This is a genomic window from Yersinia sp. 2542 StPb PI (assembly GCF_048593855.1).
Classification (GTDB): Bacteria; Pseudomonadota; Gammaproteobacteria; order Enterobacterales; family Enterobacteriaceae; genus Yersinia; species Yersinia enterocolitica_E.
Map to the genome: position 1 here is coordinate 36917 of NZ_JAZGQA010000003.1, position 26041 is coordinate 62957.

A 26041-nucleotide genomic window follows, 5' to 3' on the forward strand; every position below is an offset into this window, starting at 1 on the left:
TACTAGCCTCGGCCATTCTTGATTGACTGAATAATATTGGTGGTGGAAACTCCATCTTCAAAATTCAGTACTTTAACCTCACCGCCAGCAGCCCAAACCTCGGCACTGCCCGCTATCTCATCCGGCTTATAATCACCACCTTTTACCAGCAAATCCGGCAAAATATCGGCAATTAAGCGCTGCGGCGTATCTTCCTCAAACGGCACCACCCAATCCACAGCTTCCAGCGCACCTAATACAATCATGCGCTGATCAAGTGGATTAACTGGCCGTTTTTCGCCTTTCAAGCGTTTGGTCGAGGCATCGCTGTTAACTGCCACGATCAGGCGGTCACCTAGCTTACGGGCGTTAGCCAAATAAGAGACATGACCCGCATGGAGAATATCGAAAATACCATTGGTCATGACCACTTTTTCACCACGCTGACGGGCCTGCGCCACCGCTTTTTTCAGTTGTTGCTCATCCATCACCCCAAAACCGGTTTCCGCACGACCACGGATGGCATTTTCCAGCTCAATCGGTGAAACCGTTGAGGTGCCTAACTTACCAACCACGACACCGGCGGCAGCATTAGCCAGGAAGCAGGACTCTTCCAGCGTATTACCCGCAGCCAGTGCCGCAGCCAACACCCCAATCACCGTATCACCGGCACCGGTCACATCGAACACTTCCTGCGCCTGAGTGGGTAGATGTAATGGTGGTTTCCCCGGTTGTAGCAGTGTCATTCCCTGTTCGGAACGGGTCACCAGCAAAGCTGAAAGCTCAAAGTCAGCCACCAGCTTCATGCCACGGCTGACCAGCTCTTCTTCATTTTTACAGTGACCAACGACGGCTTCAAATTCGGATAAGTTAGGGGTTAACAGTGTTGCGCCGCGATAACGCTCAAAATCGCTGCCTTTAGGATCGATAAGTACCGGAACTTTCGCATTGCGTGCCAGTTGGATCATCGGCTGCACACTGTTCAATGCGCCTTTGGCATAATCGGATAGCACCAATGCGCCAATCTGTGGCAGCGCCTGCTGGATACGATCAAAGATTGGCTGCGGATCAACCCCGTCAAAACCCTCTTCAAAATCCAGGCGGATCAACTGCTGATTACGAGAAAGCACCCGCAATTTGGTAATTGTTGGGTGGGTCGGCACCGAAACAAAATCACAGCGCACCTGTACTTCATTCAGCTTGCTGGTCAGCGCCCGCGCAGCATCATCGATGCCGGTCAACCCAACTAAACGAGAGATAGCGCCAAGGGATGCGATGTTCATCGCCACGTTTGCAGCACCACCAGGGCGCTCTTCGATGGTATCAACTTTGACAACTGGCACCGGTGCTTCTGGTGAGATCCGGCTGGTTGGCCCATACCAATAGCGGTCTAACATGACATCACCAACGACTAATACACCAGCGCGGCGAAAATCAGGCAGCGTGACTTTCATACGTTAGCCCCCCAAAGTGAGCTGTTATTAACCCCGAAAACACACATCTCTTCGCTCCAATTTTGTGTTTGTTATACTCTAAATAATTCGAGTTGCAGGAAGGCGGCAAGCGAGTGACAAATTGGTTGCAAACCATTTTGAACGGCGCTTGCGCTGGCCCGCAGGGTGAGCCTCTCATGAGGCTCATAATCCCGATGAGTTGACGCTAGTCAATGATTCGGGTGACAAATCGGTCAGGAACCGATTTGAACGTTGCTTGCAACGGCCTCGCCTCTGCGAGGCCCATGGACGGGCCGAGTAACGAGCGCGACCAACACACATGCAGCTTGAAGTATGACGAATATATGTGGTGCCGGATAATATCACAGACACCTTGCATACTATGAATAACCGACGTACCCAGTCATAACGGGCACTGCTGGCACTTTATCTTATTCGCTGGCAACAATATCTGACGTCACCAGCCATTTTCGCCAACTGGCAGCAACTTGCTCTCTTTCGGTGATAAAACTGTCAGCAGAAACCTTACTGGATAGCTCCTGCAATGCCAGGTGATGAATCTCATCACGCATGGTGACATAAGCACGGTTCAGGGCCGCTGCCTCTTGCGGTGCCATGATGTCGTAATTAGCCATCAACTCAAAAATGCGCACATTATCTGACCAACGGGTCAACCGTGGCTCGCTGGCCGCATAGCGCAACACCAGATATTGCGCGATAAACTCAATATCGGTAATCCCCCCCTCATCAGCCTTAATATCAAAGATACCACGCTGTTTGCTGCCCAGATGGTTGCGCATTTTCTCTCGCATTTCGCGCACTTCCTGCTGCAATTGTGGGTCTTCTCGGTGGCGGCACAGAATTTGCTGGCGGATGGTATCAAACTGTTGATGCAATTGAGGATCACCATAAACGATGCGGGCGCGCACCAGTGCCTGATGCTCCCAAGTCCAAGCCTCATGCTGTTGGTAATCGGCGAAAGCTTCAACGGTGCTGACCAGCATGCCCGCCTCACCTGATGGCCGCAGACGAGCATCCACTTCATATAAAATGCCTGACGAGGTGCGGGTGCTGAACAAATGCATCACCCGCTGAGCCAAACGCAGGTAGAACTGACGGCCGTCGATGCTACGCTCGCCATCAGTCATCACATCCAGCGGGCAATCGAGCAAGAACACCAGATCCAAATCTGAGCTGTAACCTAGCTCCCAGCCCCCCAACTTGCCATAACCAATCACGGCGAAACCACGGCCTTCTCGCTGCTGTAGATGGCTCGGCTGGCCATAGCGAGCCACCATCTGCCCCCAGGCTTGCTGAATAACCGCATCAATCATGGCCTCTGCCAGATAAGTTAAGTGATCGCTCACTTTCATTACCGGCAGTGCCTCGGTGATATCACCAGCAGCAATACGCAATTGCTGGGCTTGCTTAAATTGACGCAACGCCTCGAGTTGCTGCTCTTCGTCATCCTCCGGCACCCGCAATAAGTATTGGCGCAATTCATCGCGATAAGCACCGGGTTCCAATGGTTGATAGAACGATTGCGGATCAAGCAACTCATCCAATAACAGCGGGTAGCGGGCCAATTGACTGGCCACCATCGGCGAGGCAGAACACAGGCGAATAACATGTTTTAGTGCCGCATGGTATTCCACCAGTAATTCGAGATAAGTGGTGCGGGTAAGGATACTGAGCAGCAACTGAATCAAGCGGCTGAGGGCGACATTGGCGTCCGGGCGCGAGCAAACCTCGGAGAACAAGCGCGGCATCAGTTGATCCAGCACCTCACGGCCCCGAGGGCCAATGGTGCGTTTATCAACGTCATGGCGGAAATCATTTATCGTCGTCAACAACTGCCGGCGGGCTGGTTCGTCTAAATGTGGCGTCAAAGGGGCTAAATCACTCTCTTCCAGCACATCCTGCCATAAGCTTTTATACAAACCATGACGAGGATCTTCACCGATATCGGGAGTATCATCGCCAATCAGGTCGTCAAATACCAACCGTACCGCCTGCATATGGTGTTCCAGTGCAGCACTCATTTCCATCCAGTCGGTATACCCCATGCCCCAAGCCAATCGGGCCTGATTCAGTGCATCACCGGGTAACGTTTGGGTTTGCTCATCAGCAATAGCTTGCAGCAGATTTTCCAAACGGCGCAAAAACAGATAACTGCTGCTGAGGTCGTTCACTTGTTGTGGCGGCAATAAACCCAGCTCGGCGACTGCCTGCAACGTCGGCAGTAAAGCCCGCTCTTGCAGGCGCGGTTCACGGCCGCCACGAATAAGCTGAAATACCTGCGTGATAAATTCGATTTCACGAATACCGCCGGCCCCCAGCTTAATATTATCTTTCAGACCACGCCGCCGGACCTCACGGGCAATCATCCCTTTCATGTTACGTAACGATTGAATCACGCTGAAATCGATATAGCGTCGGAAGACGAAGGGCCGCAGCATCTGGCGCAGCTCTTTACTGTAGTGGTCTTCAGCCCCGCCCATCAGACGAGCCTTAACCATCGCATAGCGTTCCCAGTCGCGCCCTTGCTCTTGGTAATAATCCTCCAGCGCGGCAAAACTCAGTACCAGCGGGCCACTGTCACCAAACGGGCGTAGACGCATATCCACCCGATAGACAAAACCATCAATAGTTTGCTGATCCAACGCTTTAATCAGCCGTTGCCCCAAGCGGGTAAAGAACTGGGCATTATCCAACTGCCGTCGCCCACCCTGGGTCTGGCCGTTTTCTGGGTAGGCAAAAATTAGATCGATATCAGAGGAGAAATTCAGTTCACCGCCGCCTAACTTGCCCATGCCCAAAATCAGCAGCGGCTGCGGTACCCCCTCGGCATTAGAGGGGGTACCGAACTCACGGCAACAAGCCTGATACAGCCAATCGCGCGCCGCCAAAATCAGGCTTTCAGCCAACCCGCTCAGTTGTTGTAAGGTCTCAGTAGTCACACTGGTTTGCCGTGTTTGTGACCAGGCGATGCGCACCATCATCCGGCGGCGAAACAGCCGCAATGCGGCTAATAATGCCGCTTCGTCATGTACCTCGGCCAACGCCAGATTTAACCATTGTGGATAAAATTGCCACTCCTGCGGTTGCGGGGGTTGCTGATGCAACTCCTCCAGCCACTCAGGGTGAATCAGTAACATATCACTGACAAAATCACTCAACGCCAGCACAGGGATATCTTCCTCGTGTAAATCTGGCGGAGCCGGTAACTCATAAAAGCGCTGTCGTATATTCTGCGCCTGAATCTGTAATTCCGAAGAGAGTGGCAACATAAAGCATTCCTCAAGCTGCTATCTATTAACTAGCAGCACCGTTCAACCAAAAGGCTGCCTGCGCTAGCGCTTCCTTACGGGCGGTATCACGCCAGTGACCCTGACGGTGCATAATCTCCTGCTGTAAACCAAACCAGCCATCGATATACGGCAACCATTCACTCTGCGGATAGAAGCCTGAGAGCAATTGGAAAGACATGATCTGCCGGTTCAAGCGAGGGAGTTGCGCCAAATAACCATCGTCATCCAGATGCTGGCCAAAAGCGTCTTTCAGATCAGCAGCGCTGCGGCTCAACATGATGTCGCAGAAGCGTTTAAATGACCCTTCAAACTTGGTCTGTGCTTTGGCATCCATAAATGGCCGCCAGCCAGAGGTAACCAACCAAGATGTGAGCGCTAACTTACATTTTAGGTAATCAGTGCTATAGCAAAGCTGCTCAGCATCGACATTCTTCGGTTCTAACTGCGGTTCAAGCGCCAGCAGCCCGGCACGCAATTCAGTACTGGCTTTGCGCGGGACCAAACCACCAAAAATAGCTAATGACTGACGCACCATTGCCAATGCTTCAATGATCATAGCTTTAGCGGCCGGCTCACCACGTAACCACAGCTCTTCATGGTATTGCCAATGGTCCAGGGCCATCTCCAGCCCTGCGACCATACCTTGCTCAACGGTGGATTTGGCCGCTGGCTGCAACACCAGTAACGGGCGCAATTCACGAGGAGGATTGCCTTGTGCTAAATGATAGCCACGGGCTGCTTTACTCAGATTGCCCTGTCGTAAACCGCCAATTTGTGCCAGTTCTGCGGCCAATGCCAGCAAATCTGCCTGATTGCCTTTTTTCAGTTCCAGCTCAATTTCGTGCAAGGGTTCCGACAGCTCACCTGCACTGATAGTGCCTTGATCAACAGCAAGCTCTATCTCGCTTTCGCCGTAAGTAATCACCCACTTCTCTCGAGTAAAATCCGTACGGAATAGCGGCTGCAGTTCTGCTTGTAATGTCTCAATCACCCAACCGTTCGGCCAGATATCGGCAGGGAAACGCGCCAAATCCAATTGGTCACTATCAATATCAACATTGTATTCAGGGCGTTGATGTAAACCACCGACCACTTTACCGCCGGTCTTAACCGTCATTTCGTAACGGCCATCATAACCACGGATACGTAAGCCAATATCATGTTGGCGCAGCCGCTTATCGGCAGTTTCAAAATAGATATTGGTCAGCGCCTGCGGCGCAGAATGCTGGCTTTGCCAGGATGTAAGCCGCTCGGGCAAAGCGGCAATGGCCGCAGGAGTAGCAATAAATTTTAATTCTATTTCAACGGTCATAATTTCATTCACACCGGTATGTTGCGAGTTTACGGGCATTATGCCTCTTTCGCGGCGGTTTGCCTGTTTTACACAGACTTCGCTATTTTACACAAAAAAACCGCGTGGCTACCCCGAGTCAGCCTCTATTTTAACAGGTCTACCATAAGGCTTCATAAGACAAATTTTCAGTGTGGTTAAAATGAACAACAAAGTGGCTAAAGCCGCGCTGGCTATGAGAGTAAGATAGTTCTCATTCCGGTTTATGCGTTGCGTCGGCAAACTGAACACACTACTATCGTTCCATAAATTCACTCATAAATGACTCTCTAATGCTGAAAATACGCCTAATTTGCCTCGCGATGCTAAGTCTCAGTATCTCCTGGGGCGCGCACGCTGAAGAAAAACGCTACATCTCTGATGAGCTGGATACCTACGTTCATAGCGGTCCCGGTAACCAATACCGTATTGTTGGCACGTTAAAAGGCGGAGATGAAGTCGCCCTGATAAGTGTTGATGACAGCACAAATTACGGTCAAATCCGCGACAGTAAAGGGAAAACCACCTGGATCGCGCTGAATCAATTGAGTGAAACGCCAAGTCTGCGTATTCGGGTACCGGACCTTGAACAACAAGTCAAAACCCTGACAGATAAGCTGGCTAATATTGATAATAGCTGGAATCAGCGCACTGCTGAAATGCAACAGAAAGTCGCGGCCAGCGACAGCGTGATTTCCGAGCTGCAAAAAGAAAACGAGTCACTAAAGAATCAGTTAGTGGTTGCTCAGAAGAAAGTCAGCGCTGTGAATCTGCAATTAGATGACAAACAGCGTACCATTATCCTGCAATGGTTTATGTACGGCGGCGGTGTTGCCGGTATCGGCCTGCTCCTTGGTCTGGTACTGCCACATCTGATCCCAAGCCGTAAAAAGAACAATCGCTGGATGAACTGATAGCCGTTTAATAAGACTGTAAAATCGACGCGTTCGGCTGCCCGCCAGGGTGGCCTGCTTGTTTAATCTATTCTCATCCCCAACTATACTGAAACAAGCCTTTGTCGCCAGGCGGTAAAGTGTGATTCAAGTGAGCAGCTAATAACGCTGCAACATCAAGAACGAAGGATTTATATGAAAATCTATCTGGTCGGCGGCGCGGTACGCGACAGCTTATTAAATCTGCCGGTCACCGAACAGGATTGGGTCGTGGTGGGGTCCACCCCGGAACAGTTACTCACACAGGGCTATCAGCAGGTTGGTAAAGACTTCCCCGTGTTTCTGCACCCTGTCAGCCATGAAGAATACGCACTAGCTCGTACCGAGCGTAAATCCGGCGCAGGTTACACCGGTTTTACCTGCTATGCCGCGCCAGATGTCACGCTGGAAGAGGATTTGTTGCGTCGCGATTTGACCATCAATGCCATTGCCCGTAGCGCCGAGGGGGAATTGATTGACCCCTACCACGGCCAACAAGATTTAGAAAACAGAGTACTGCGTCATGTCTCCGACGCCTTTGGCGAAGATCCACTACGTGTGCTGCGGGTTGCCCGTTTCGCTGCCCGTTTTGCCCATTTAGGTTTTAGCGTCGCCGCTGAGACTCAATCATTGATGGCAGCAATGGCACAAAGTGGCGAGCTATCGGCTCTGACGCCAGAGCGAGTATGGAAAGAGACCGAGAAAGCGCTGAAAACACAAAGCCCGCAGATCTATTTTCAAGTGTTACGTGATTGCGGTGCGCTGGCGGTGCTCTTTCCAGAAATTGAACGTTTATTTGGCGTACCGGCTCCCGAAAAGTGGCATCCAGAAATTGATACCGGTATCCATACGCTGATGACATTAGCCATTGCGGCTCAACTTAGCCCTGAGGTTGATGTCCGCTTTGCCGCTCTCTGCCATGATTTGGGTAAAGGTCTGACACCAAAAGAATTCTGGCCACACCATCACGGCCACGGCCCGGCTGGGGTTAAATTGGTTGAGCAGTTATGTCAGCGCTTACGGGTACCTAATCCGATACGTGACTTGGCGAAACTGGTGGCGGAATACCATGACCTTATCCATACAGTGAATAAGCTTCGCCCCGAAACTCTACTCAAACTGTTTGATGCCATTGATGTGTGGCGCAAACCAGAACGTCTTGAGCAAATGATTATCACCAGTGAGGCTGATGCCCGAGGCCGTACCGGATTTGAAGAAAATCCTTATCCGCAGGGCGATTATTTGCGCGCCGCATTCCATATTGCCAGCGGCGTATCAGTGCAGGAAGTAGTCGCCAGCGGGTTACAAGGATTAGCCATTCGCGACGAACTTAAACGTCGCCGCCAACAAGCATTAGCCGAATGGAAACAGGCTCAAGAAGTAATTTAAGAATAAATCCATATTATCTAAAGATAAAACACCCTGATTAATCAAGGTGTTTTATTGTATCTGATGCATTTTTTATACCCTAAATAATTCGAGTTGCAGCAAGGCGGCAAGCGAAAGAACCCGATGAGCTTACATCAGTAAGTGATTCGGGTGATTGAACGTAGCCAACGCACGTGCAGCTTGAAGTATAACGGGTATATTACATAAAGACCCAGTACACCGCTGCCGCGACAACAAAGCGATAGATGGCGAAAGGTACAAAAGAGATACGTTTAATCAGTGAAAGGAAGGTTTTGATAGCAATCAGAGCCACGATAAATGCCGTGATAAATCCGACGGCAAACATCGGTAAATCACCCAGCGTCAGGAAGTGCAGGCTCTTATAAAGATCCAGTCCACTGGCCCCGATCATCATCGGTACTGCCAGAATGAAGGAGAACTCAGACGCGGCATAACGGTTAACACCGACCAACATACCGCCGGAAATGGTGGCACCAGAACGGGAGAACCCCGGCCACAACGCCAGACACTGGAAGCAGCCAATCGCGAAAGCCTGACGGTAAGTAATATCATCCAAACCAACAGATTTAGGATTTTTAGGTTTGAACCATTCTGCGACTAGCAAAAGCACCCCACCCGCCACCAAGGCATACATGACATTTCTCGGATCAAACAGCGATTTGATGAGGTCATGGAATACCAACCCCAGCACCACGGCGGGGATCATTGCCAGTAAAATATGGCCCAATGTCAGGTGACCGCTGGTTTTCCCCTCATGAGGTACCGCGCCGAAATGGATACCAATCAGGCCAAATAACCGCCGCCAGAACACCACGACAACCGCCAGAATCGACCCTAACTGAATGATAACTTCAAAGGTTTTTGCCTTGTCGCCGGTAAAGCCCAATAGCTCACCGACGATAATCATATGCCCAGTGGATGACACGGGTAAAAACTCAGTCAATCCCTCTACCACACCTAAAACAACAGCCACAAACAGCGAATACATATCCGTCATCTACGATACCCAATGCCATGTAATATACCCGTCATACTTCAAGTTGCATGTGCGTTGGCTGCCCTCGTTCACCCCAGTCACTTACTTCTGTAAGCTCCTGCGGATTCAGTCAGTTGCCGCCTTCCCGCAACTTGAATTATTTAGGATATAGAAATCCACAAAAAAACGGCAATGTGCAAAATAATGCCGTTCAATTTCAGTCGGTAAAAATATCACGTTAATCAATAATTCAAACCACATTATCAATATAGGGTTGCATTTTTATGTCGTGGCAGAGCAAAAATCAGTTAGGTCGTTGACCACGTTCAATGAGCACACCGACATTACGGGCTTGTGCCACCGCCCCTGGTTTACTGACTTTAATCCGCACCCACGGTGATTGGAAACGGACTAATAGCAGCTCGGCTATCTCTTCTGCCACCCGCTCAACCAAGGCAAAACGCTGTGACTCTACGTGTTGTATCACCGCATCACTGATATCTGCATAGCTCAAGCAATCATTCACATCATCACTGGCAGCAGCTTTACGATTATCCCAACCCATTTCGATATCGAACACCAGCTTCTGCTGGATGGTCTGCTCCCAGTCATAAACACCAATGGTGGTTATGACACTCAGTTCTTCAATAAATACGATGTCCATCACGTCATTCTCTGTTTTTGCGCCTGCCGGATACCACTTCCAGCCGAATATGCGTATTATCCACTGATGTTGCGATTAAAACGATCATTATTCAACAGGGCGGTGTTATGAGTGCTATCGCGCTTGGCATGATTATCTTCGCGTATTTGTGTGGCTCTATTTCCAGTGCAATCCTGGTGTGTCGGGTTGCTAAGCTGCCAGATCCGCGTGAACATGGCTCCGGTAATCCCGGTGCAACCAACGTGCTGCGCATCGGTGGCCGAGCAGCCGCAGCAACAGTGCTGATTTTCGATGTGCTGAAAGGCATGTTACCCGTTTGGATTGCTTACCTGCTGCACGTTTCCCCGCTGTATCTTGGCTTGACCGCTATCGCTGCTTGTCTTGGTCACATCTATCCGGTCTTTTTCCATTTTAAAGGTGGCAAGGGCGTTGCTACTGCTTTTGGCGCCATCGCCCCTATCGGCTGGGATCTAACCGGTCTGATGACCGGTACTTGGTTGTTGACGGTGTTATTGAGTGGGTATTCATCTTTAGGCGCAATTATCAGTGCGCTAATTGCGCCCTTCTACGTCTGGTGGTTTAAACCGCAATTCACCTTCCCGGTCGCCATGCTCTCTTGCCTGATTTTGATGCGCCACCACGATAACATTCAACGTTTATGGCGCGGCAAAGAAAGTAAAATCTGGGATAAACTCAGAAAGAAAAAGCAGAAAACCCCGGCCGAAGAAGCCGCAGAGTTGGAAGAGAAAGAAGATTGATTCTCCTCAAAACAAGAATGACTGAACGGGAGCCAGGCAAAGCGCAAAGGAATGCAAAAACGGCGTGGACTCTCATCCATAAGCATTTTGAATGACTGCGGCAACACCGCCGCAGCCCCGCTCAGACTTTCGGCACCAATCTTAGAATGGCTGAGCGGGAGCGAGGCAAGGCGCAAGGAATTGAGAGAGCGGAGCATACATCAGTATGTGAGCATCACGAGATGACGCGGCAACACCGCCGCAGCCCCGCTCAGACTTTCGGCAACTCGGCTAACGGCCAGCGCGGCCTAACCGAAACACTCAACTCACTGCTCACACCACTTTTCAGCCTGATCAACCCAGCATAGGCGATCATCGCGCCATTATCGGTACAAAACTCTGGCCGAGCATAGAATACTTCACCGCCCCGTTTTTGCATCATCTCCGCCAGCTTTGAACGTAAAGTGCGGTTTGCACTGACACCACCGGCAATGACCAAACGTTTGAAGCCGGTCTTATCCAGCGCTCGTTTGGATTTAATCGCCAGCGTATCGACCACTGCATCTTCAAATGCACGGGCAATATCAGCACGGGTTTGATCATCGGTACCGTTAGCACGGATAGTATTTGCAGCGAACGTTTTCAAACCAGAAAAACTGAAATCCAGTCCAGGGCGATCGGTCATTGGCCGCGGGAAAGTAAAACGCCCCGCCGTACCCTGTTGTGCCATACGCGACAGCATCGGCCCCCCAGGATAGTCCAGGCCTAATAATTTTGCAGTTTTATCAAAGGCTTCACCTGCCGCATCATCGACAGATTCCCCTAATAGCAGATACTCACCAATACCGGTCACGCTAATTAACTGAGTGTGACCGCCAGAGACCAGCAGAGCGACAAACGGGAACTCTGGTGCGTTCTCTTCCAACATCGGTGCCAGTAGGTGGCCTTCCATATGGTGGACCGGCACCGCCGGAACCCCCCACGCAAATGCCAATGCGCGGCCGACTGTCGCCCCGACCAGCAATGCGCCAACCAAACCTGGGCCTGCGGTATACGCCACACCATCGATGTCTTTAGCGCTCAGATTGGCTTCTTTCAATGCTGCCTGAATCAGCGGCACAGTCTTGCGCACATGATCACGGGAAGCCAGCTCAGGCACTACACCGCCATAATCAGCATGCAATTTAACCTGACTGTACAGTTGGTTAGCTAACAGACCGGCTTCATCGTCATACACTGCAATACCGGTTTCATCGCAGGACGTTTCTATACCCAAAACTCGCATTACATTTCCCATCATTCACGTGCGGCCGATAGTTTAGCATAACAGCGCCGCCAGTCATGATCTCTGACGGTAAAGACGGCATTTTCACGCTTTGAGCACCTAAATGTTGTTGATAGTGGTCATATTTGAAAAGAGTGTTGATTAATTCGATCAACAGCCTTGTTTAGTATATAATCAGCGGCCGTCGCACTCTCGGCACCAACTTTCTTGTAAAGAACGAGGGCGACATCACAGGGGCGTGCCTGTTTCAATTTGCTGTGGTGCTTTACAAAGCAGCATCCATTGAAGTAAAATTCCGCACCATTTTGAGAAGGCTGGCGATTGGCCAGCAGCAAACCGATTTCTATTGAGGTGAGAGGCACATGCCGGTAATTAAAGTACGTGAAAACGAGCCATTCGACGTAGCTCTTCGTCGTTTCAAACGCTCTTGTGAAAAAGCGGGTGTTTTAGCTGAAGTCCGTCGTCGTGAGTTCTATGAAAAACCGACTACCGAACGTAAACGCGCTAAAGCTTCTGCTGTAAAACGTCACGCGAAGAAATTGGCTCGCGAAAACGCACGCCGCACTCGTCTGTATTAATTCTTCGGGGGTAACCCCACCGCGTAGTTTTTTATGTTCTAAGAACGCGCAGATCGAGTAGTTGCATACGAAGGCCGTGCTTTCCGAAAGGAATGCGCGGCTTGTTCTCGTTTATGGACTGACCGAATAGGGGCTTATGGCTGGACGAATTCCACGCGTATTTATCAATGACTTGCTAGCGCGCACCGACATCGTTGATCTTATCGACGCACGGGTAAAGCTGAAGAAGCAAGGCAAAAATTACCATGCGTGCTGTCCGTTCCATCATGAGAAAACACCCTCATTCACTGTTAACGGCGAAAAACAGTTTTATCACTGTTTCGGCTGTGGCGCACATGGTAACGCTGTTGATTTCCTGATGAATTACGACAGACTCGAATTTGTCGAAAGTATTGAGGAATTAGCCACCATGCATGGGCTGGAAGTGCCTTACGAGGCAGGAACCGGCACCACCCAGATCGAACGTCATCAACGACAAAGTCTCTATCAACTGATGGAAAGCCTTAGCGGATTCTATCAACAGTCACTCAAAGGCTCGAATGCCAATCAGGCACGCGAATATCTTAAGCATCGCGGTTTGAGTGAAGAAATCATCCAACATTTTGCTATTGGTTTTGCCCCCCCAGGTTGGGACAATGCCTTAAAACGTTTTGGCCGTGATGGTGAGAGCCGTACTGCGCTGAACGATGCCGGAATGCTGGTGACTAATGATACAGGACGGACTTACGATCGTTTTCGTGAGCGCGTCATGTTCCCTATCCGCGATAAACGTGGGCGGGTTATCGCTTTTGGCGGGCGAATTCTGGGTGATGGAGTGCCAAAGTATCTAAACTCCCCAGAAACAGAAATTTTTCATAAGGGCCGCCAGCTTTACGGCTTGTATGAAGCGCAAGTGAATCATCCCAATCCAACGCGTTTACTCGTGGTGGAAGGTTATATGGATGTGGTAGCACTCGCGCAATTTGGTATTGACTATGCCGTTGCCTCGCTGGGGACCGCGACCACTGCGGAGCATATTCAATTATTATTCCGTGCCACCGATAACGTAATTTGTTGTTACGACGGTGATCGGGCGGGCAGAGATGCGGCATGGCGAGCATTAGAAACGGCGCTGCCCTATCTAAATGATGGCCGTCAGCTACGCTTTATGTTTTTGCCCGATGGCGAAGACCCAGACACTCTGGTACGTAAAGAAGGGAAAGACGCATTTGAACAGCGGATGGAAGGGGCACAGCCACTCTCAACCTTTTTGTTTGAAACGTTGATGCCACAGGTGGATTTGAGCAGCCCCGACGGGCGCGCCAAGTTAAGCACTCTGGCACTACCTTTAATCAGTCAGGTACCCGGTGAGACATTACGTCTTTATCTGCGCCAGCAGCTCGGTAATAAATTGGGCCTGCTCGATGATAGCCAGCTCGATAAGCTGATGCCAAAACAGGCTGAAAACACGAATACCTACCAACCGCCCCAGCTAAAACGCACAACCATGCGTATACTTATAGGGCTACTGGTACAAAACCCACAACTAGCTACACTTATTCCCTCACTACAGGGCGTCGAGCAAGCCAAGTTAGCCGGTTTACCGTTATTTATTGAGTTGGTTGAGACTTGTCTGGCTCAGCCAGGGCTGACAACCGGGCAGTTATTGGAACTGTATCGGGATAATAAATTCAGCCAACAGCTTGAAACTCTCGCAACATGGAACCACATGATTGTTGAGGACATGGTCGAACCGACTTTTGTCGACACGCTAACGAGCCTGTATGACTCCATCTTGGAGCAACGTCAGGAAACCCTGATAGCGCGTGACCGGACACATGGATTAAACGCCGAAGAACGTAAAGAGCTTTGGTCTTTGAATCTGGCATTAGCCAGAAAAAAATGAAACACCCAACGGCTTAATTGCCGATAAATGTGGGGGCGACTCCCCACAATATGCCGCCATAGCGGGCAGCGGCGACAAAAAAAGGCCCCAAATGCTATTGTTGGCGGTTTCGCCGACCGACACCAACCCAAATACTCTGAAGTGTGGATACCGTCTTATGGAGCAAAACCCGCAGTCACAGCTGAAGCTACTTGTCACCCGTGGTAAGGAGCAAGGCTATCTGACCTATGCTGAGGTCAATGACCATCTGCCGGAAGATATCGTCGATTCCGATCAGATCGAAGACATCATCCAGATGATTAATGACATGGGCATACAGGTGCTGGAAGAAGCTCCTGATGCCGATGATTTGATGCTGGCCGAGAACACCACTGATACCGACGATGACGCGGCTGAAGCTGCTGCACAGGTATTATCCAGTGTTGAATCCGAAATCGGGCGTACTACCGACCCGGTGCGTATGTACATGCGCGAAATGGGTACCGTTGAGCTGTTGACACGTGAAGGTGAGATTGATATCGCCAAACGTATTGAAGACGGTATCAATCAGGTTCAGTGTTCAGTTGCTGAATACCCTGAAGCGATTACTTATCTGTTGGAACAATATGATCGCGTTGAAGCGGGTGAAGCCCGTTTATCTGACCTGATCACCGGCTTTGTTGATCCAAACGCCGAAGAAGATATTGCGCCGACGGCGACTCACGTTGGTTCTGAATTATCCACCGCAGAAATGGATGATGACGACGACGAAGATGAAGACGAAGACGAAGAAGAAGACGACAACAGCATCGATCCAGAGCTGGCACGCCAGAAATTCAGCGATTTGCGTGAGCAGTATGAAAACGCACGCATGGAAATCAAGAAAAATGGTCGTAGCCACGCCAATGCTGCTGCTGAAATTCTGAAGTTGTCTGATGTATTCAAGCAGTTCCGCCTGGTACCGAAGCAGTTCGACTATCTGGTCAACAACATGCGTACCATGATGGATCGCGTTCGTACTCAAGAACGTATCATCATGAAACTGTGTGTTGAGCAGTGCAAAATGCCGAAGAAAAACTTCGTTACTCTGTTTGCCAGCAATGAAACCAGTGATACCTGGTTTGCCGCAGCAATTGCGATGGGTAAACCCTGGTCTGAAAAACTGAAAGATGTCTCGGACGATGTTCAACGTAGCTTGCAGAAACTGCGCCAGATCGAAGAAGAAACCGGTCTGACAATTGAGCAAGTGAAAGACATCAACCGCCGTATGTCTATCGGTGAAGCGAAAGCACGTCGTGCCAAGAAAGAAATGGTTGAGGCTAACCTGCGTTTGGTTATCTCTATTGCGAAAAAATACACCAACCGTGGTCTGCAATTCCTTGATTTGATTCAGGAAGGCAATATCGGTCTGATGAAAGCAGTAGATAAGTTCGAATACCGCCGTGGTTATAAGTTCTCAACTTACGCCACGTGGTGGATTCGTCAGGCCATTACCCGCTCTATCGCGGATCAGGCGCGTACCATCCGTATCCCGGTACATATGATTGAGACCATTAACAAACTCAACCGTATCTCACGCCAGATGCTGCAAGAGATGGGCCGTGAGCCAACACCGGAAGAACTGGCTGAACGCATGCTGATGCCGGAAGACAAGATCCGTAAAGTGCTGAAGATTGCCAAAGAGCCAATCTCAATGGAAACCCCGATCGGTGATGATGAAGATTCACATCTGGGCGATTTCATTGAAGATACCACTCTGGAACTGCCGCTGGACTCTGCAACATCAGAGAGCCTGCGCTCTGCCACCCACGATGTGTTAGCTGGCCTGACCGCTCGTGAAGCGAAAGTTCTGCGTATGCGTTTCGGTATCGATATGAACACTGACCACACCCTGGAAGAAGTGGGCAAACAGTTCGACGTAACCCGTGAACGTATTCGTCAGATTGAAGCCAAGGCATTGCGTAAATTGCGTCATCCAAGCCGCTCTGAAGTGTTGCGCAGCTTCCTGGACGATTAATCGTTAGCGACAGCAGCAAACACACAAAAAACCCCGGCGTGCCGGGGTTTTTCTTTTTGGCCCCAAACCACCGATTCTCAAGCCTGCATCCGCACGTAATTACCTGCTATGTGCGTAAAAAACCTTAATTTTGTGCATAAAACAGCCATATGATTTATCAGCTCTAGACCGCAGGATAAAAACTACCGTATAATCAGCGCCCAAGTCTGGCCCCTTAGCTCAGTTGGTTAGAGCACGCGACTCATAATCGCTTGGTCACTGGTTCAAGTCCAGTAGGGGCCACCAAATTTTAGCTGTTAAATCAGCACATTAAGCCAACTTTCGAGTTGGCTTTTTTGTATCTGGTAACCTGTGTCGCAAAAGTGTCGCTGCGCTATATTTGCTCAACTCAATGAAGCCATAACTGCACAATCTTGAATAGAGACTGTTGAATGGAATCTCACGGATATAATTACACTTTATCTGATTTTTTCTGTCTCAGTGGTTAGCCAATTTGAACGAAAATTGTTCAATACGGATTGGCTGGATATTCTAGTAGAAGAATAGGAAAGCACCTTGAGATGGCGATAACGTCATCGATTCAGGTTATAACAATTTACTCATCCCCCAAGCCTCTCGCTTTGCCTAATTATCTCAAGATATATAGGTCATTGCTATTTGCTTGCCGAATATTCAATAGACAGTCCATTCGTTGATGAAATGTTTTAGTCGGCTAAAATTCAACGCTACTTAACGACCTACAATAATTCTCGTACTATAAAATAGCCATCTAACTCTCCGCTGAGATCTGAAAATGTCTGTGCTTACTCACTTTGATATGCTTTTTCAATACAAGGCCTGGGCTGATAAAGAGATCCTCTCCGCTATCGCCAATGTTGATACCGCGGCTTATAAAGATAAACGTCATCTTATGATTCGCCTGATGAATCATATTTATGTGGTTGATCAAATATTTATCGCCAATATTCAGGGAGTTCCCCACCGTTATACTGCGCTGAATACGGTTGAAACACCGCCTCTAGAGGTGCTGAATGACGCCTTTGCTATCAGTGATAATCGCTATCTCGAGTACCTTCACTCTCTGGTTGAACAACAATTGGATGAAATAATTAACTTCAAATTTGTCGATGGGGGAAAAGGGGCAATGAGTAGAAAAGAGATGTTTTCCCATGTTGAGCATCATGGTGCTTATCACCGAGGCGCTGTGGGGTGGCTGCTGTCTGAATGTGAGGTGACACCGCCAAAAGATGTGCTAACCCTTTTCTTACGCGACACTTATCAGGCAGAGCAATAATAAATCCCAGAGGCGATTAAATACGTTATCAGTTGATAACGTATTCAGTATAAGGATGCTAAGAATTGACCGATTAGGTTCTTAAAGCATCAATGGCGGCAGTTGGCATCGATATTACGGATTTGAGACTATTTTCAATACATTCAACAATTGCCACCCGCGGGCCAGCAAGCCAGCCGTCACTGCTGTAAAAACGTGCCTCAGCATTCACTAATGCCTCTTGACTGTCAAAGGCACGCATCAGGTAATAAGCGTCTGGGTCGTGCAGCGATTGACCATAAGCGACGACGTCCATCCCCTCCCTGGCGTGCAAGGGAATGCTGATCTCTTGCATAATTCGGTGGAATTCCACACCACTACCCGGTTTCAATGTGTATTGCAGTATTTCCAGTATCCGAGAATCCATTTTGCATATCCTGTCATTAATATCCATTGAGATTTTATTTCCCGCCGCAGATACCTTCCTTACCGCTTAATCACTTTTTCCCGATGGCATTCGCTGGCATCTAATACCTTACCTTGCTGTGAAGATACTGTCAGCTTACTGATCGGATGCCCACTCTGATTATCAACTAAAATAGAGTGCTTTTCGCCAACAGCAAACAAGTGATCTTCGCCCCATTGGCGTAGGCTGACCACAATAGGGAATAATTGGCGGCCTTTATCCGTCAACACATATTCATGGTAAGCACTGCCATCAGAGGCCGGGACTATCATCAGAATGCCGTGTTCAACCAACTCACGCAGGCGACCCGCCAAGATATTTTTCGCCAAGCCAAGGTTATTCCGAAATTCGCCAAAACGGCTGATCCCATCAAAAGCATCACGAATTATCATGAGTGACCAGCGATCCCCCAAGACCTCGAGCGTTCTGGCAACCGGGCATTCTTCTGCCCCTATCTGGCCTTCACTCGTTTTAGTCATTCTTTTACTCCGATCATTTGCTGGATAAGCTGGTTGCATATTAAAACCACATTGGTTAAAAATCAATTACGTGGTTTCAAATAAAAACCAGAAAGGTATCAGGTATTTTTATGTCCATCAGAAAAGAATCAGCAAAGAGTCGCACTCGGCGATTACCACAAACTGCTCTGGCACCACACCTCACATCAATAGTGGTGCCACTCTTGGCGATGGTATCCGCCATGGCGGTCGCCAATGTCTATTTTGCTCAGCCCCTACTCGATACGATGGCAACGGATGTTAACGTTAGTCCGTCGGCGATCGGTCTGGTGGCTGGTTATCGGTGTCGTGATATTAGATTTTGCCGTTCAGACGGTGCATGTAACTAATCAGACCATCATATTGGCGCTACACCCTGATGCCCAAAGCCGCCTGGTTGCTGGCTATATGTTGTTCTATTCCATCGGTAGCGCCATCGGAGCTATCAGTGCAACGATCGTATATGCGAATGCGGGATGGTCAGGTGTTTGTATTCTTGGGGGGATGATAAGTGCCACTGCAATGCTATTTGCACATCTGGCGTACAGGAAATATTCCACAGTATAATTAGTTGAATATCATTAATTTTATTTATACATCTATTGTTCGACCTATACTCATGATAGTTATCGATAACCTAGTTCAGACTATACAGGAGTCATCGTCATGCTGAATATAGATCGGAAATACCTTATGAGCCTTGATGAAAGTACCTTAAAAAAACAACGGATTATCATGCGGGTCATCGCAATCTTGCTATTACTGGGCGGGATCTTTTGCCTTATTAACCCACTGGCCTCCAGCGTTGTTCTCAGCAAAATTATTGGTGTCCTACTGCTACTCAGTGGGATTGCAATGATCGTGGGTATGGTAACCAACCGTTCCCATAATCTTTGGCCAATGGTGACCGGTATTTTACTCGGCATCGCATATATTGTGATGGGTTATGTATTTATTACCAATCCAGCAATAGGGATGATAAGTCTGGCTGTGGTGCTGGCGGTGCTGTTTGCCTTTGGTGGGGTGATGCGGTTGATAACCGGTGTTAGAACATGGGGAATGCCGGGGGCATGGCTACAAATCTTGCTCGGCGTCTTGGATCTGATTATTACCTATCTATTGGTGAGTGCTGGCCCACTGATGTCGATCACCATGGTTACGACTCTGGTCGGGATTGAGATGCTATTTAGTTCATTTAGCTGCTTTATGGTCGCTGGTTTATATAAACAGAATTAATAACACATTATTCGCAGCGGTATCCTGAATTGCGATACCGCTGTCCTGGAAATATTCTCATGTTCGCTACTGACTATCACTACTCAGTTTGTGAACTGCCACTGTGAAATAACAATAACCGATTAATTCACTCACCCTAGGTAGGCTGCGTGAAACTAACTGATTTTTTAATTGCTCTATGCATTACCGCAATTTGGGGGGCTAATTTTTCGGTAATAAAACTTGGCCTGATTGCCGCAGACCCGCTTATTTTAGCCGGGATTCGCTTTACGCTTTACGCTCTGCACCCTGCCCGCAGTCCTTTTATCAAAAAACCTGACACTTCATGGCGATACATAATAGGTTACGGCCCACTGTTTGGTATCAGCTTATGGGGTATCGTCAATCTGGGTATTAAAGCAGGTGTCTCAGCAGGAATCGCTTCGTTAGTGCTGCAATTCGGCGCGTTCTTCACCATGATCCTTGGCGCGTTGCTGTTGCGCGAAAAGCTCTCAAGATATCAATGTATCGGGATTGGCATCGCGCTCTTAGGGCTAATCAGTATTATTTTCATCAGTGATGGTTCTGTCACGCCTACTGGCCTGATATTGGTATTGTGTGGTGCAGTGGTATGGGGGCTGATTATCGGTCTCTACGGTAGGCGGCTTATCGGCTTGCTACAGAGGAAATTCTCAATGGCTCCCTAGTTTTGCTGCCACCCAGTAAAATGGCCTGACTGAAGGTGCTATAGTCAGCTTTTATACTCCGACGAGAGCTATTATGTCCCGCAGCCAGCGTCTGCTTGACCTGATTCAAGTGCTACGCCGCCATCGCTATCCCGTAACAGGGGCTGCGCTGGCGGAGGAACTGGCTATCAGTGTGCGAACACTTTATCGCGATATTGCCACCCTACAACAGCAAGGCGCTGATATTGCAGGCGAACCCGGTCTGGGCTATGTGCTGCGCCCGGGTTTTATGCTGCCGCCCTTGATGTTCTCCGAAGAAGAGATAGAAGCGCTGGTATTAGGATCACGCTGGGTCAGCCATCGTGGAGATGCCCATCTGAGTGCCGCTGCCCGTAATGCTTTGGCGAAAATCGCGGCGGTTTTACCTGCGGATTTGCGTGACGAATTAGATGCCTCGACACTGCTCATCGGCCCTGTCGGCCATATGCCTGACTGTGAACTGGCGCTACCGGTCTTGCGCCGCGCAATCCGTGCCGAGCGCAAAGTGGATATTACCTATCAAGACCTGAAAGGGGCTAACTCATGTCGCCGCATCTGGCCTTTTGCTATCGGTTTTTTTGAACAGGTGCGCGTGGTGGTTGCCTGGTGTGAGCTGCGCCAAACCATCCGTAACTTTCGCGCGGATCGAATAAGCGCAATTTCTCTTACGGATCAACGCTATCCTCAGCGCCGACAGCTGTTGCTAAAACAGTGGCGGGAAGCGGAAGGCATCGATGATCAGTCGCTGCTGTCGACACTACCAAAACCGTAGTTTTTTATTGTCGCTACAAATCAATAATCACTACTGACAGAAACTGTCAGTATGCCCCGCTAGGATAGAACCCAGTTAAGCGACATTCGGTTAACAAAAAAACTATCCATTTGATTAGATACCTAAAGTATTTGGAATTTCAGGTAGACGGTCGAGCACCAACTTGAGCGCTACAATTTCAAGTACCAAAGGGATAAGGGGAAAACCATGGCAGATCCGAATTTCATTATTCTTTATGTTGATAGCCCGGCCAACAGCGCTACGTTTTATGGTGACTTGCTGGCAAAGGCACCGGTAGAGCTTCACCCAACCTTTGCCATGTTTGCACTGGATTCAGGGGTGATGCTGGGCTTATGGTCAAAACATACGGTTGAACCGGCGGCGACAGCCACGGGTGGCGGTGGTGAAGTGGCTTTTGCTCTGGCCGATAAAGCTGCGGTGCAATCGTTATATAATGACTGGCAACAGCGCGGCTTACCTATTTTGCAACAACCATTACAGATGGATTTCGGCTATACCTTTGTGGCTTTAGATCCTGATGGCCACCGCTTGCGGGTCTTTGGTGACTGATTAATAGCCAAGTTATAAATAGCCATCGCGAGAAACGAAGGGAATATACTTTATAGGTATAATTCCTTCGTTTAATACTTCATGTTACTGCCCCTTCCCTGATGTCATATTCATGACGGCTATCACAATCAGCACACTGCGATTTCCCAAGTTGCACAGCACCGTCTAAATTTGAATAAAAAATCTCATCCGACCACTTGCTGCATTCGGCCAGAGCGGCAGAGACATAACAATAACGGTTTGGTGATATTGCGCAGCTTTACGTTGCTGCAATATAGCCAGAGTGCATCCGATGGAGACTGCAATGTTAGCTTACCCTCACCTGCTCGCGCCCCTTGATCTTGGCTTTACCACCCTGAAAAATCGCGTATTAATGGGTTCGATGCATACCGGGCTAGAGGAATTACCCGATGGACCTCAACGTTTGGCCGCATTCTATGCTGAGCGGGCCGCCGGTGGTGTCGCCCTGATTGTCACCGGGGGTATCGCTCCCAATAAGCAAGGCGTGGTGTATCAGGGGGCCTCAGTATTAAATGATGCGGCGCAAGTCCCCCATCATCAAATCGTGACGGATGCAGTACATCAGGCGGGCGGTAAGATCGCGCTGCAAATCCTACATGCCGGCCGTTACAGCTATCAGAAACACCCCGTGGCTCCCTCCGCATTGCAAGCGCCGATTAACCCCTATACCCCACAGGCATTGAGTAGTGATGAAGTACGGCAAACTATTGCCGACTTTGCCAACTGTGCACAGCTTGCCAAACAAGCGGGTTACGATGGTGTCGAGGTGATGGGATCTGAGGGCTATTTGATTAACCAGTTCCTCGCCGCCAGAACTAATCAGCGCGATGATGACTGGGGCGGGGACTTTAGCCGCAGAATGCGCTTTGCCGTAGAAATTGTGCGGGCAGTCCGTGAGGCGACTGGAACTGATTTTATACTGATTTACCGCCTTTCGATGCTTGACCTGGTGGAAGAAGGTTCCAGTTGGCAAGAGATTGAACAATTGGCGCAGGCGGTTGAACAGGCCGGTGCCACCCTGATTAATACTGGCATTGGTTGGCATGAAGCACGTATTCCCACTATCGCTACCATGGTGCCACGGGCCGGATTCAGTTGGGTGACGCGCAAATTGATGGGGGCGGTGGCTATTCCGCTGATCACCACTAACCGCATTAATGACCCTGCGGTTGCTGAGCAGGTACTGGTTGATGGTTGCGCGGATATGGTGTCAATGGCGCGCCCGTTCCTCGCTGATGCGGCGTTTGTCCAAAAAGCAGCACAACATCGGGCCGACGAAATTAACACCTGTATCGGCTGCAATCAGGCCTGTCTGGACCAGATTTTCGAAGGCAAACTCACTTCATGCTTAGTCAACCCTCGCGCGTGCCGTGAAAGCGAAATGCCCATACTCCCCACAGAAACACCAAAACGCTTAGCCGTCGTCGGTTCCGGGCCGGCCGGACTGGCTTTCGCCGTTACCGCCGCCAGTCGTGGTCATCAAGTGACGCTATTTGATGCGGCAACAGATATCGGTGGCCAATTCAACATTGCCAAGCAGATCCCAGGTAAGGAAGAATTTTATGAAACGCTGCGCTATTTCCGCCGTCAGTTGGTGCTCCATGGTGTTATTCAGCAGCTAAATACCTCGGTACAGCCACAGCAGTTGGCTGATTTTGATGAAATTATCCTCGCCTGTGGTATCCAGCCACGCCTGCCAGCTATCAAGGGGATTGAGCATCCGAAAGTCCTTACTTATCTGGATGTATTGCGCGATAAAAAACCGGTCGGTGAGCGCGTGGCCATTATTGGTGCGGGGGGAATTGGTTTTGATACCGCCGAATACCTCAGCCAATCCGGTGATTCCAGCAGTCTGGACAGCGCTGCATTCAGTCGTGAATGGGGCATCGATCAGCATTTGGCATATCGTGGCGGATTATCCCCGGCGGGGGCCAAAGTGCATCCGTCACCAAGGCAGATTTTCTTGTTACAACGGAAAACCAGTAAAGTGGGTGAAGGCTTGGGTAAAACCACCGGTTGGATCCACCGTACCAGTCTGGCGATGCGTGGGGTGAAAATGCTTAACAGTGTGAGTTACGACAGCATTGATGATGAAGGTTTGCATATCACCCGTGCAGAACAGGCGAGCTGTTTACCCGTCGATACCATCATTATCTGTGCGGGCCAGGAACCGCGTAGGGAATTACATCAACCCTTACTGGATATGGGGAAAACCGTGCATTTGATTGGTGGCGCGGATATCGCCGCTGAGCTGGATGCACGCCGGGCAATTGATCAAGGGACGCGTCTGGCGCTGGCTATATAAGCAATAATAAGCAAAACAGGGGGTGGCATGCCCCCCTGCGGCTTCAAGCAGGGAATACCCAAAGTAATTGGAGTCGCAGGTAGGCAGCAAGTGAACAACAAATTGGTCGGGAACCGATTTGAACAGCAGTTATGCTAGCCCGCAGGGTGAGCCTCAAGGATGAGGCTCATTAATCCCGATGAGCTTACATAAGTAAGTGATTCGGGTGAGTGAACATAGCTAACACCCCTGCGGCTTCAAGTACGAAGGGTATTTAGAAATCGCTATACGACATATCAAGACTACCGCTACCACCCCCCTCGGAACGGGATGATGCCGTTTTCACTGCTTTCAGCACCATAAATTTCTGGTTTGAATCCAATGTTTCGCAGTTACCGAACAAACGTTTAAGTTTGTGGAAATAGTCCAGATGGCGATTACCCACAATCATCAGTTCCCCCCCCACCTTCAGACAACGTTTAGCATCACAGAACATCTGCCAGGCCACATGGTCACTGACCGCATGCTGTTGGTGGAACGGAGGGTTACATAGCACCAGTTGCAGGCTCTCACGCTCAACACCGGCCAAACCATGGCTTACCATGAATTCACAGCGTGGTAAGTCTTGTGGGCGGTTATAGGTGATATTCAGCTCACTGGATGCAACGGCCATATAGGACTCATCGACAAACAGCATTTCTGCCAATGGATTTTGTTCCAATGCAATTAAACCGACGACACCATTACCACAACCCAGATCCGCGATTTTGCCCGCCACATCATACGGCAGAATCTCCATAAAGAAGCGCGCACCGATATCCAAATTATTGCGAGAGAAAACGTTAGCATGGTTATGGATGACATATTCGGTATTCGCCAGCGGCCAATCGGTAGTTTCCGGCGCATCTGCCAGTGGCATATCTGCCACTTCGCAGTGAATCAGGCGGGATTTCTTCCACGCCAGTGTGGTTTTGGTCGGACCAAGAATTTTTTCGAACAATTGCAAAGTTGAATTATGCACATCGCGGGATTTCGCCCCGGCAATAATCACCGTATCTGGGGCTACGACCAGGCGCAATGCGCGTAATTGCTGCTCCAACAGCGCCAAAGCTTTAGGGATCTTAATCACCACCAGCTTAGGAGCGGCGGGTAGCGCATCAATACTGCTTAATAGGGTAACGGCATTTTCATCTAACTGATTTAACTGCACGTTATGCGTCGTCGCCAACTGGCTCATATAAGAGTCACTGACACTGAATGGACGATAAGCATGTAAAGCACAGGCCAGCGTTCCAAACTGATCATTAAATACCAGCACCGGGCGGCCATCAATTTGGCTTAAGTCAATGTTTTGTAGCAGATATTCATCTGCTGCTTCCCACGCCTGTAGGGTATTGGAATTTTCTTGTGGTGGAAAACGCTCAAGCTCAAGGCTTTGCGTTCCCAGTAAGAGTTGGCTCATCACCGCTCCTGAATAATAAATTTGGGCTGTTTATCCCCTAAAACGGGCGATCAGTAAAATGTTTTTTTGCTTAAATGACGTTTTATCGAGACTAAGGCTAGCAAAGCCAGAAAATCCCCTAGGGTATAACAGAGACATCAGCATAACGAACGGCTTAAGATAGCGTAATGAAACACCGCTCCCACCGCGTCAAAACCCTTATTAAATATTATTTTCATG

Annotated in this window: 21 protein-coding genes, 1 tRNA gene and 1 pseudogene; 14 read left to right on the top strand and 9 right to left on the bottom strand. The window is 49.5% G+C overall.

From position 1 onward, the window contains the following. Positions 1–2 precede the first annotated feature (2 nt). From hldE to V1952_RS01195, 3 genes are all read right to left on the bottom strand, one after another. A complete protein-coding gene (hldE, locus tag V1952_RS01185; RefSeq protein WP_372560480.1) occupies positions 3–1433 on the bottom strand; it encodes a bifunctional D-glycero-beta-D-manno-heptose-7-phosphate kinase/D-glycero-beta-D-manno-heptose 1-phosphate adenylyltransferase HldE in 1431 nt (476 codons plus the stop codon). Between the two features lie 431 nt (positions 1434–1864). Further along, the gene (gene glnE, locus V1952_RS01190) at positions 1865–4723 is read right to left on the bottom strand and encodes a bifunctional [glutamate--ammonia ligase]-adenylyl-L-tyrosine phosphorylase/[glutamate--ammonia-ligase] adenylyltransferase (protein ID WP_420074222.1); all 2859 of its coding nucleotides are present in this window, start codon (positions 4721–4723) and stop codon (positions 1865–1867) included. A 25-nt stretch (positions 4724–4748) separates the two neighbouring features. After that, the gene (locus V1952_RS01195) at positions 4749–6056 is read right to left on the bottom strand and encodes an inorganic triphosphatase (protein ID WP_420074225.1); all 1308 of its coding nucleotides are present in this window, start codon (positions 6054–6056) and stop codon (positions 4749–4751) included. Between the two features lie 311 nt (positions 6057–6367). Here V1952_RS01195 and V1952_RS01200 point away from each other — a divergent pair, with 311 nt between their 5' ends. Next, positions 6368–6988, top strand: coding sequence for a TIGR04211 family SH3 domain-containing protein (locus V1952_RS01200; RefSeq protein ID WP_372560478.1), 621 nt, complete (start codon positions 6368–6370; stop codon positions 6986–6988). Between the two features lie 174 nt (positions 6989–7162). Then, positions 7163–8395 (top strand): multifunctional CCA addition/repair protein, encoded by a 1233-nt coding sequence (locus V1952_RS01205; protein ID WP_372560477.1) that lies wholly within the window; start codon positions 7163–7165, stop codon positions 8393–8395. A 199-nt stretch (positions 8396–8594) separates the two neighbouring features. Here V1952_RS01205 and bacA read toward each other — a convergent pair whose 3' ends face one another. Beyond that, on the bottom strand, positions 8595–9413 hold the full coding sequence (gene bacA, locus V1952_RS01210) for an undecaprenyl-diphosphate phosphatase (protein ID WP_372560476.1): 819 nt from the start codon (positions 9411–9413) through the stop codon (positions 8595–8597). 283 nt (positions 9414–9696) lie between these two features. Continuing rightward, a complete protein-coding gene (folB, locus tag V1952_RS01215; protein ID WP_050086684.1) occupies positions 9697–10056 on the bottom strand; it encodes a bifunctional dihydroneopterin aldolase/7,8-dihydroneopterin epimerase in 360 nt (119 codons plus the stop codon). A gap of 107 nt (positions 10057–10163) precedes the next feature. Here folB and plsY point away from each other — a divergent pair, with 107 nt between their 5' ends. Further along, on the top strand, positions 10164–10814 hold the full coding sequence (plsY, locus tag V1952_RS01220) for a glycerol-3-phosphate 1-O-acyltransferase PlsY (protein WP_032911234.1): 651 nt from the start codon (positions 10164–10166) through the stop codon (positions 10812–10814). A 250-nt stretch (positions 10815–11064) separates the two neighbouring features. Here the strand turns inward: plsY and tsaD are convergent, their stop codons facing one another. After that, complete coding sequence (gene tsaD, locus V1952_RS01225; protein WP_372560475.1) at positions 11065–12078, bottom strand: tRNA (adenosine(37)-N6)-threonylcarbamoyltransferase complex transferase subunit TsaD; 1014 nt, start codon at positions 12076–12078, stop codon at positions 11065–11067. Positions 12079–12440: 362 nt separating this feature from the next. On the opposite strand from tsaD, the gene rpsU reads away from it, so the two are divergent. The 5 genes from rpsU to V1952_RS01250 all read left to right on the top strand — a co-directional run bounded on the left by rpsU (position 12441) and on the right by V1952_RS01250 (position 17831). Next, positions 12441–12656 (top strand): 30S ribosomal protein S21, encoded by a 216-nt coding sequence (gene rpsU / locus V1952_RS01230; protein WP_001144069.1) that lies wholly within the window; start codon positions 12441–12443, stop codon positions 12654–12656. A gap of 136 nt (positions 12657–12792) precedes the next feature. Next, positions 12793–14541 carry a DNA primase gene (gene dnaG, locus V1952_RS01235; RefSeq protein ID WP_420070748.1) on the top strand — a complete coding sequence of 583 codons (1749 nt, stop codon included), beginning with the start codon at positions 12793–12795 and terminating at the stop codon, positions 14539–14541. Between the two features lie 157 nt (positions 14542–14698). Next, a complete protein-coding gene (rpoD, locus tag V1952_RS01240) occupies positions 14699–16537 on the top strand; it encodes an RNA polymerase sigma factor RpoD (protein ID WP_372560473.1) in 1839 nt (612 codons plus the stop codon). 208 nt (positions 16538–16745) lie between these two features. Beyond that, positions 16746–16822, top strand: a tRNA-Ile gene (locus V1952_RS01245). Positions 16823–17330: 508 nt separating this feature from the next. After that, positions 17331–17831: a DinB family protein gene (locus tag V1952_RS01250; RefSeq protein WP_372560472.1), complete on the top strand. Its 501-nt coding sequence runs from the start codon at positions 17331–17333 to the stop codon at positions 17829–17831. Between the two features lie 73 nt (positions 17832–17904). Here the strand turns inward: V1952_RS01250 and V1952_RS01255 are convergent, their stop codons facing one another. Further along, the gene (locus V1952_RS01255; RefSeq protein ID WP_420074223.1) at positions 17905–18237 is read right to left on the bottom strand and encodes an NIPSNAP family protein; all 333 of its coding nucleotides are present in this window, start codon (positions 18235–18237) and stop codon (positions 17905–17907) included. Positions 18238–18296: 59 nt separating this feature from the next. Beyond that, a complete protein-coding gene (locus V1952_RS01260; RefSeq protein WP_372560471.1) occupies positions 18297–18755 on the bottom strand; it encodes a winged helix-turn-helix transcriptional regulator in 459 nt (152 codons plus the stop codon). A 234-nt stretch (positions 18756–18989) separates the two neighbouring features. Here V1952_RS01260 and V1952_RS01265 point away from each other — a divergent pair, with 234 nt between their 5' ends. The 6 genes and pseudogenes from V1952_RS01265 (at position 18990) to V1952_RS01290 (ending at position 24381) form a co-directional block, all read left to right on the top strand. Further along, positions 18990–19340, top strand: coding sequence for an MFS transporter (locus V1952_RS01265; RefSeq protein WP_372560470.1), 351 nt, complete (start codon positions 18990–18992; stop codon positions 19338–19340). 99 nt (positions 19341–19439) lie between these two features. Further along, on the top strand, positions 19440–20009 hold the full coding sequence (locus V1952_RS01270) for an HdeD family acid-resistance protein (protein ID WP_372560469.1): 570 nt from the start codon (positions 19440–19442) through the stop codon (positions 20007–20009). A 149-nt stretch (positions 20010–20158) separates the two neighbouring features. Next, positions 20159–20629, top strand: a pseudogene (locus V1952_RS01275) (EamA family transporter); the annotation flags it as partial. A gap of 139 nt (positions 20630–20768) precedes the next feature. Next, positions 20769–21485: a helix-turn-helix transcriptional regulator gene (locus V1952_RS01280; protein WP_420074224.1), complete on the top strand. Its 717-nt coding sequence runs from the start codon at positions 20769–20771 to the stop codon at positions 21483–21485. A 207-nt stretch (positions 21486–21692) separates the two neighbouring features. Further along, a complete protein-coding gene (locus V1952_RS01285; RefSeq protein ID WP_005190478.1) occupies positions 21693–22055 on the top strand; it encodes a VOC family protein in 363 nt (120 codons plus the stop codon). A 304-nt stretch (positions 22056–22359) separates the two neighbouring features. Continuing rightward, the gene (locus V1952_RS01290; RefSeq protein WP_372560465.1) at positions 22360–24381 is read left to right on the top strand and encodes an FAD-dependent oxidoreductase; all 2022 of its coding nucleotides are present in this window, start codon (positions 22360–22362) and stop codon (positions 24379–24381) included. Positions 24382–24634: 253 nt separating this feature from the next. Here V1952_RS01290 and rlmG read toward each other — a convergent pair whose 3' ends face one another. Continuing rightward, complete coding sequence (gene rlmG, locus V1952_RS01295) at positions 24635–25822, bottom strand: 23S rRNA (guanine(1835)-N(2))-methyltransferase RlmG (protein ID WP_372560464.1); 1188 nt, start codon at positions 25820–25822, stop codon at positions 24635–24637. Positions 25823–26041: the final 219 nt, after the last annotated feature.

Excerpts from the sequence above, each read along its gene's own strand:
- V1952_RS01265 (WP_372560470.1), top strand. The coding sequence starts at position 18,990 with ATGTCTATTTTGCTCAGCCCCTACTCGATACGATGGCAACGGATGTTA.
- V1952_RS01200 (WP_372560478.1), top strand. The coding sequence starts at position 6,368 with ATGCTGAAAATACGCCTAATTTGCCTCGCGATGCTAAGTCTCAGTATC.
- dnaG (WP_420070748.1), top strand. The coding sequence starts at position 12,793 with ATGGCTGGACGAATTCCACGCGTATTTATCAATGACTTGCTAGCGCGC.
- V1952_RS01260 (WP_372560471.1), bottom strand. The coding sequence starts at position 18,755 with ATGACTAAAACGAGTGAAGGCCAGATAGGGGCAGAAGAATGCCCGGTT.
- folB (WP_050086684.1), bottom strand. The coding sequence starts at position 10,056 with ATGGACATCGTATTTATTGAAGAACTGAGTGTCATAACCACCATTGGT.
- V1952_RS01195 (WP_420074225.1), bottom strand. The coding sequence starts at position 6,056 with ATGACCGTTGAAATAGAATTAAAATTTATTGCTACTCCTGCGGCCATT.
- glnE (WP_420074222.1), bottom strand. The coding sequence starts at position 4,723 with ATGTTGCCACTCTCTTCGGAATTACAGATTCAGGCGCAGAATATACGA.
- V1952_RS01290 (WP_372560465.1), top strand. The coding sequence starts at position 22,360 with ATGTTAGCTTACCCTCACCTGCTCGCGCCCCTTGATCTTGGCTTTACC.
- V1952_RS01255 (WP_420074223.1), bottom strand. The coding sequence starts at position 18,237 with ATGGATTCTCGGATACTGGAAATACTGCAATACACATTGAAACCGGGT.
- rpoD (WP_372560473.1), top strand. The coding sequence starts at position 14,699 with ATGGAGCAAAACCCGCAGTCACAGCTGAAGCTACTTGTCACCCGTGGT.
- V1952_RS01205 (WP_372560477.1), top strand. The coding sequence starts at position 7,163 with ATGAAAATCTATCTGGTCGGCGGCGCGGTACGCGACAGCTTATTAAAT.
- plsY (WP_032911234.1), top strand. The coding sequence starts at position 10,164 with ATGAGTGCTATCGCGCTTGGCATGATTATCTTCGCGTATTTGTGTGGC.
- V1952_RS01285 (WP_005190478.1), top strand. The coding sequence starts at position 21,693 with ATGGCAGATCCGAATTTCATTATTCTTTATGTTGATAGCCCGGCCAAC.
- V1952_RS01270 (WP_372560469.1), top strand. The coding sequence starts at position 19,440 with ATGCTGAATATAGATCGGAAATACCTTATGAGCCTTGATGAAAGTACC.
- V1952_RS01250 (WP_372560472.1), top strand. The coding sequence starts at position 17,331 with ATGTCTGTGCTTACTCACTTTGATATGCTTTTTCAATACAAGGCCTGG.
- rpsU (WP_001144069.1), top strand. The coding sequence starts at position 12,441 with ATGCCGGTAATTAAAGTACGTGAAAACGAGCCATTCGACGTAGCTCTT.
- bacA (WP_372560476.1), bottom strand. The coding sequence starts at position 9,413 with ATGACGGATATGTATTCGCTGTTTGTGGCTGTTGTTTTAGGTGTGGTA.
- hldE (WP_372560480.1), bottom strand. The coding sequence starts at position 1,433 with ATGAAAGTCACGCTGCCTGATTTTCGCCGCGCTGGTGTATTAGTCGTT.
- tsaD (WP_372560475.1), bottom strand. The coding sequence starts at position 12,078 with ATGCGAGTTTTGGGTATAGAAACGTCCTGCGATGAAACCGGTATTGCA.
- rlmG (WP_372560464.1), bottom strand. The coding sequence starts at position 25,822 with ATGAGCCAACTCTTACTGGGAACGCAAAGCCTTGAGCTTGAGCGTTTT.
- V1952_RS01280 (WP_420074224.1), top strand. The coding sequence starts at position 20,769 with ATGTCCCGCAGCCAGCGTCTGCTTGACCTGATTCAAGTGCTACGCCGC.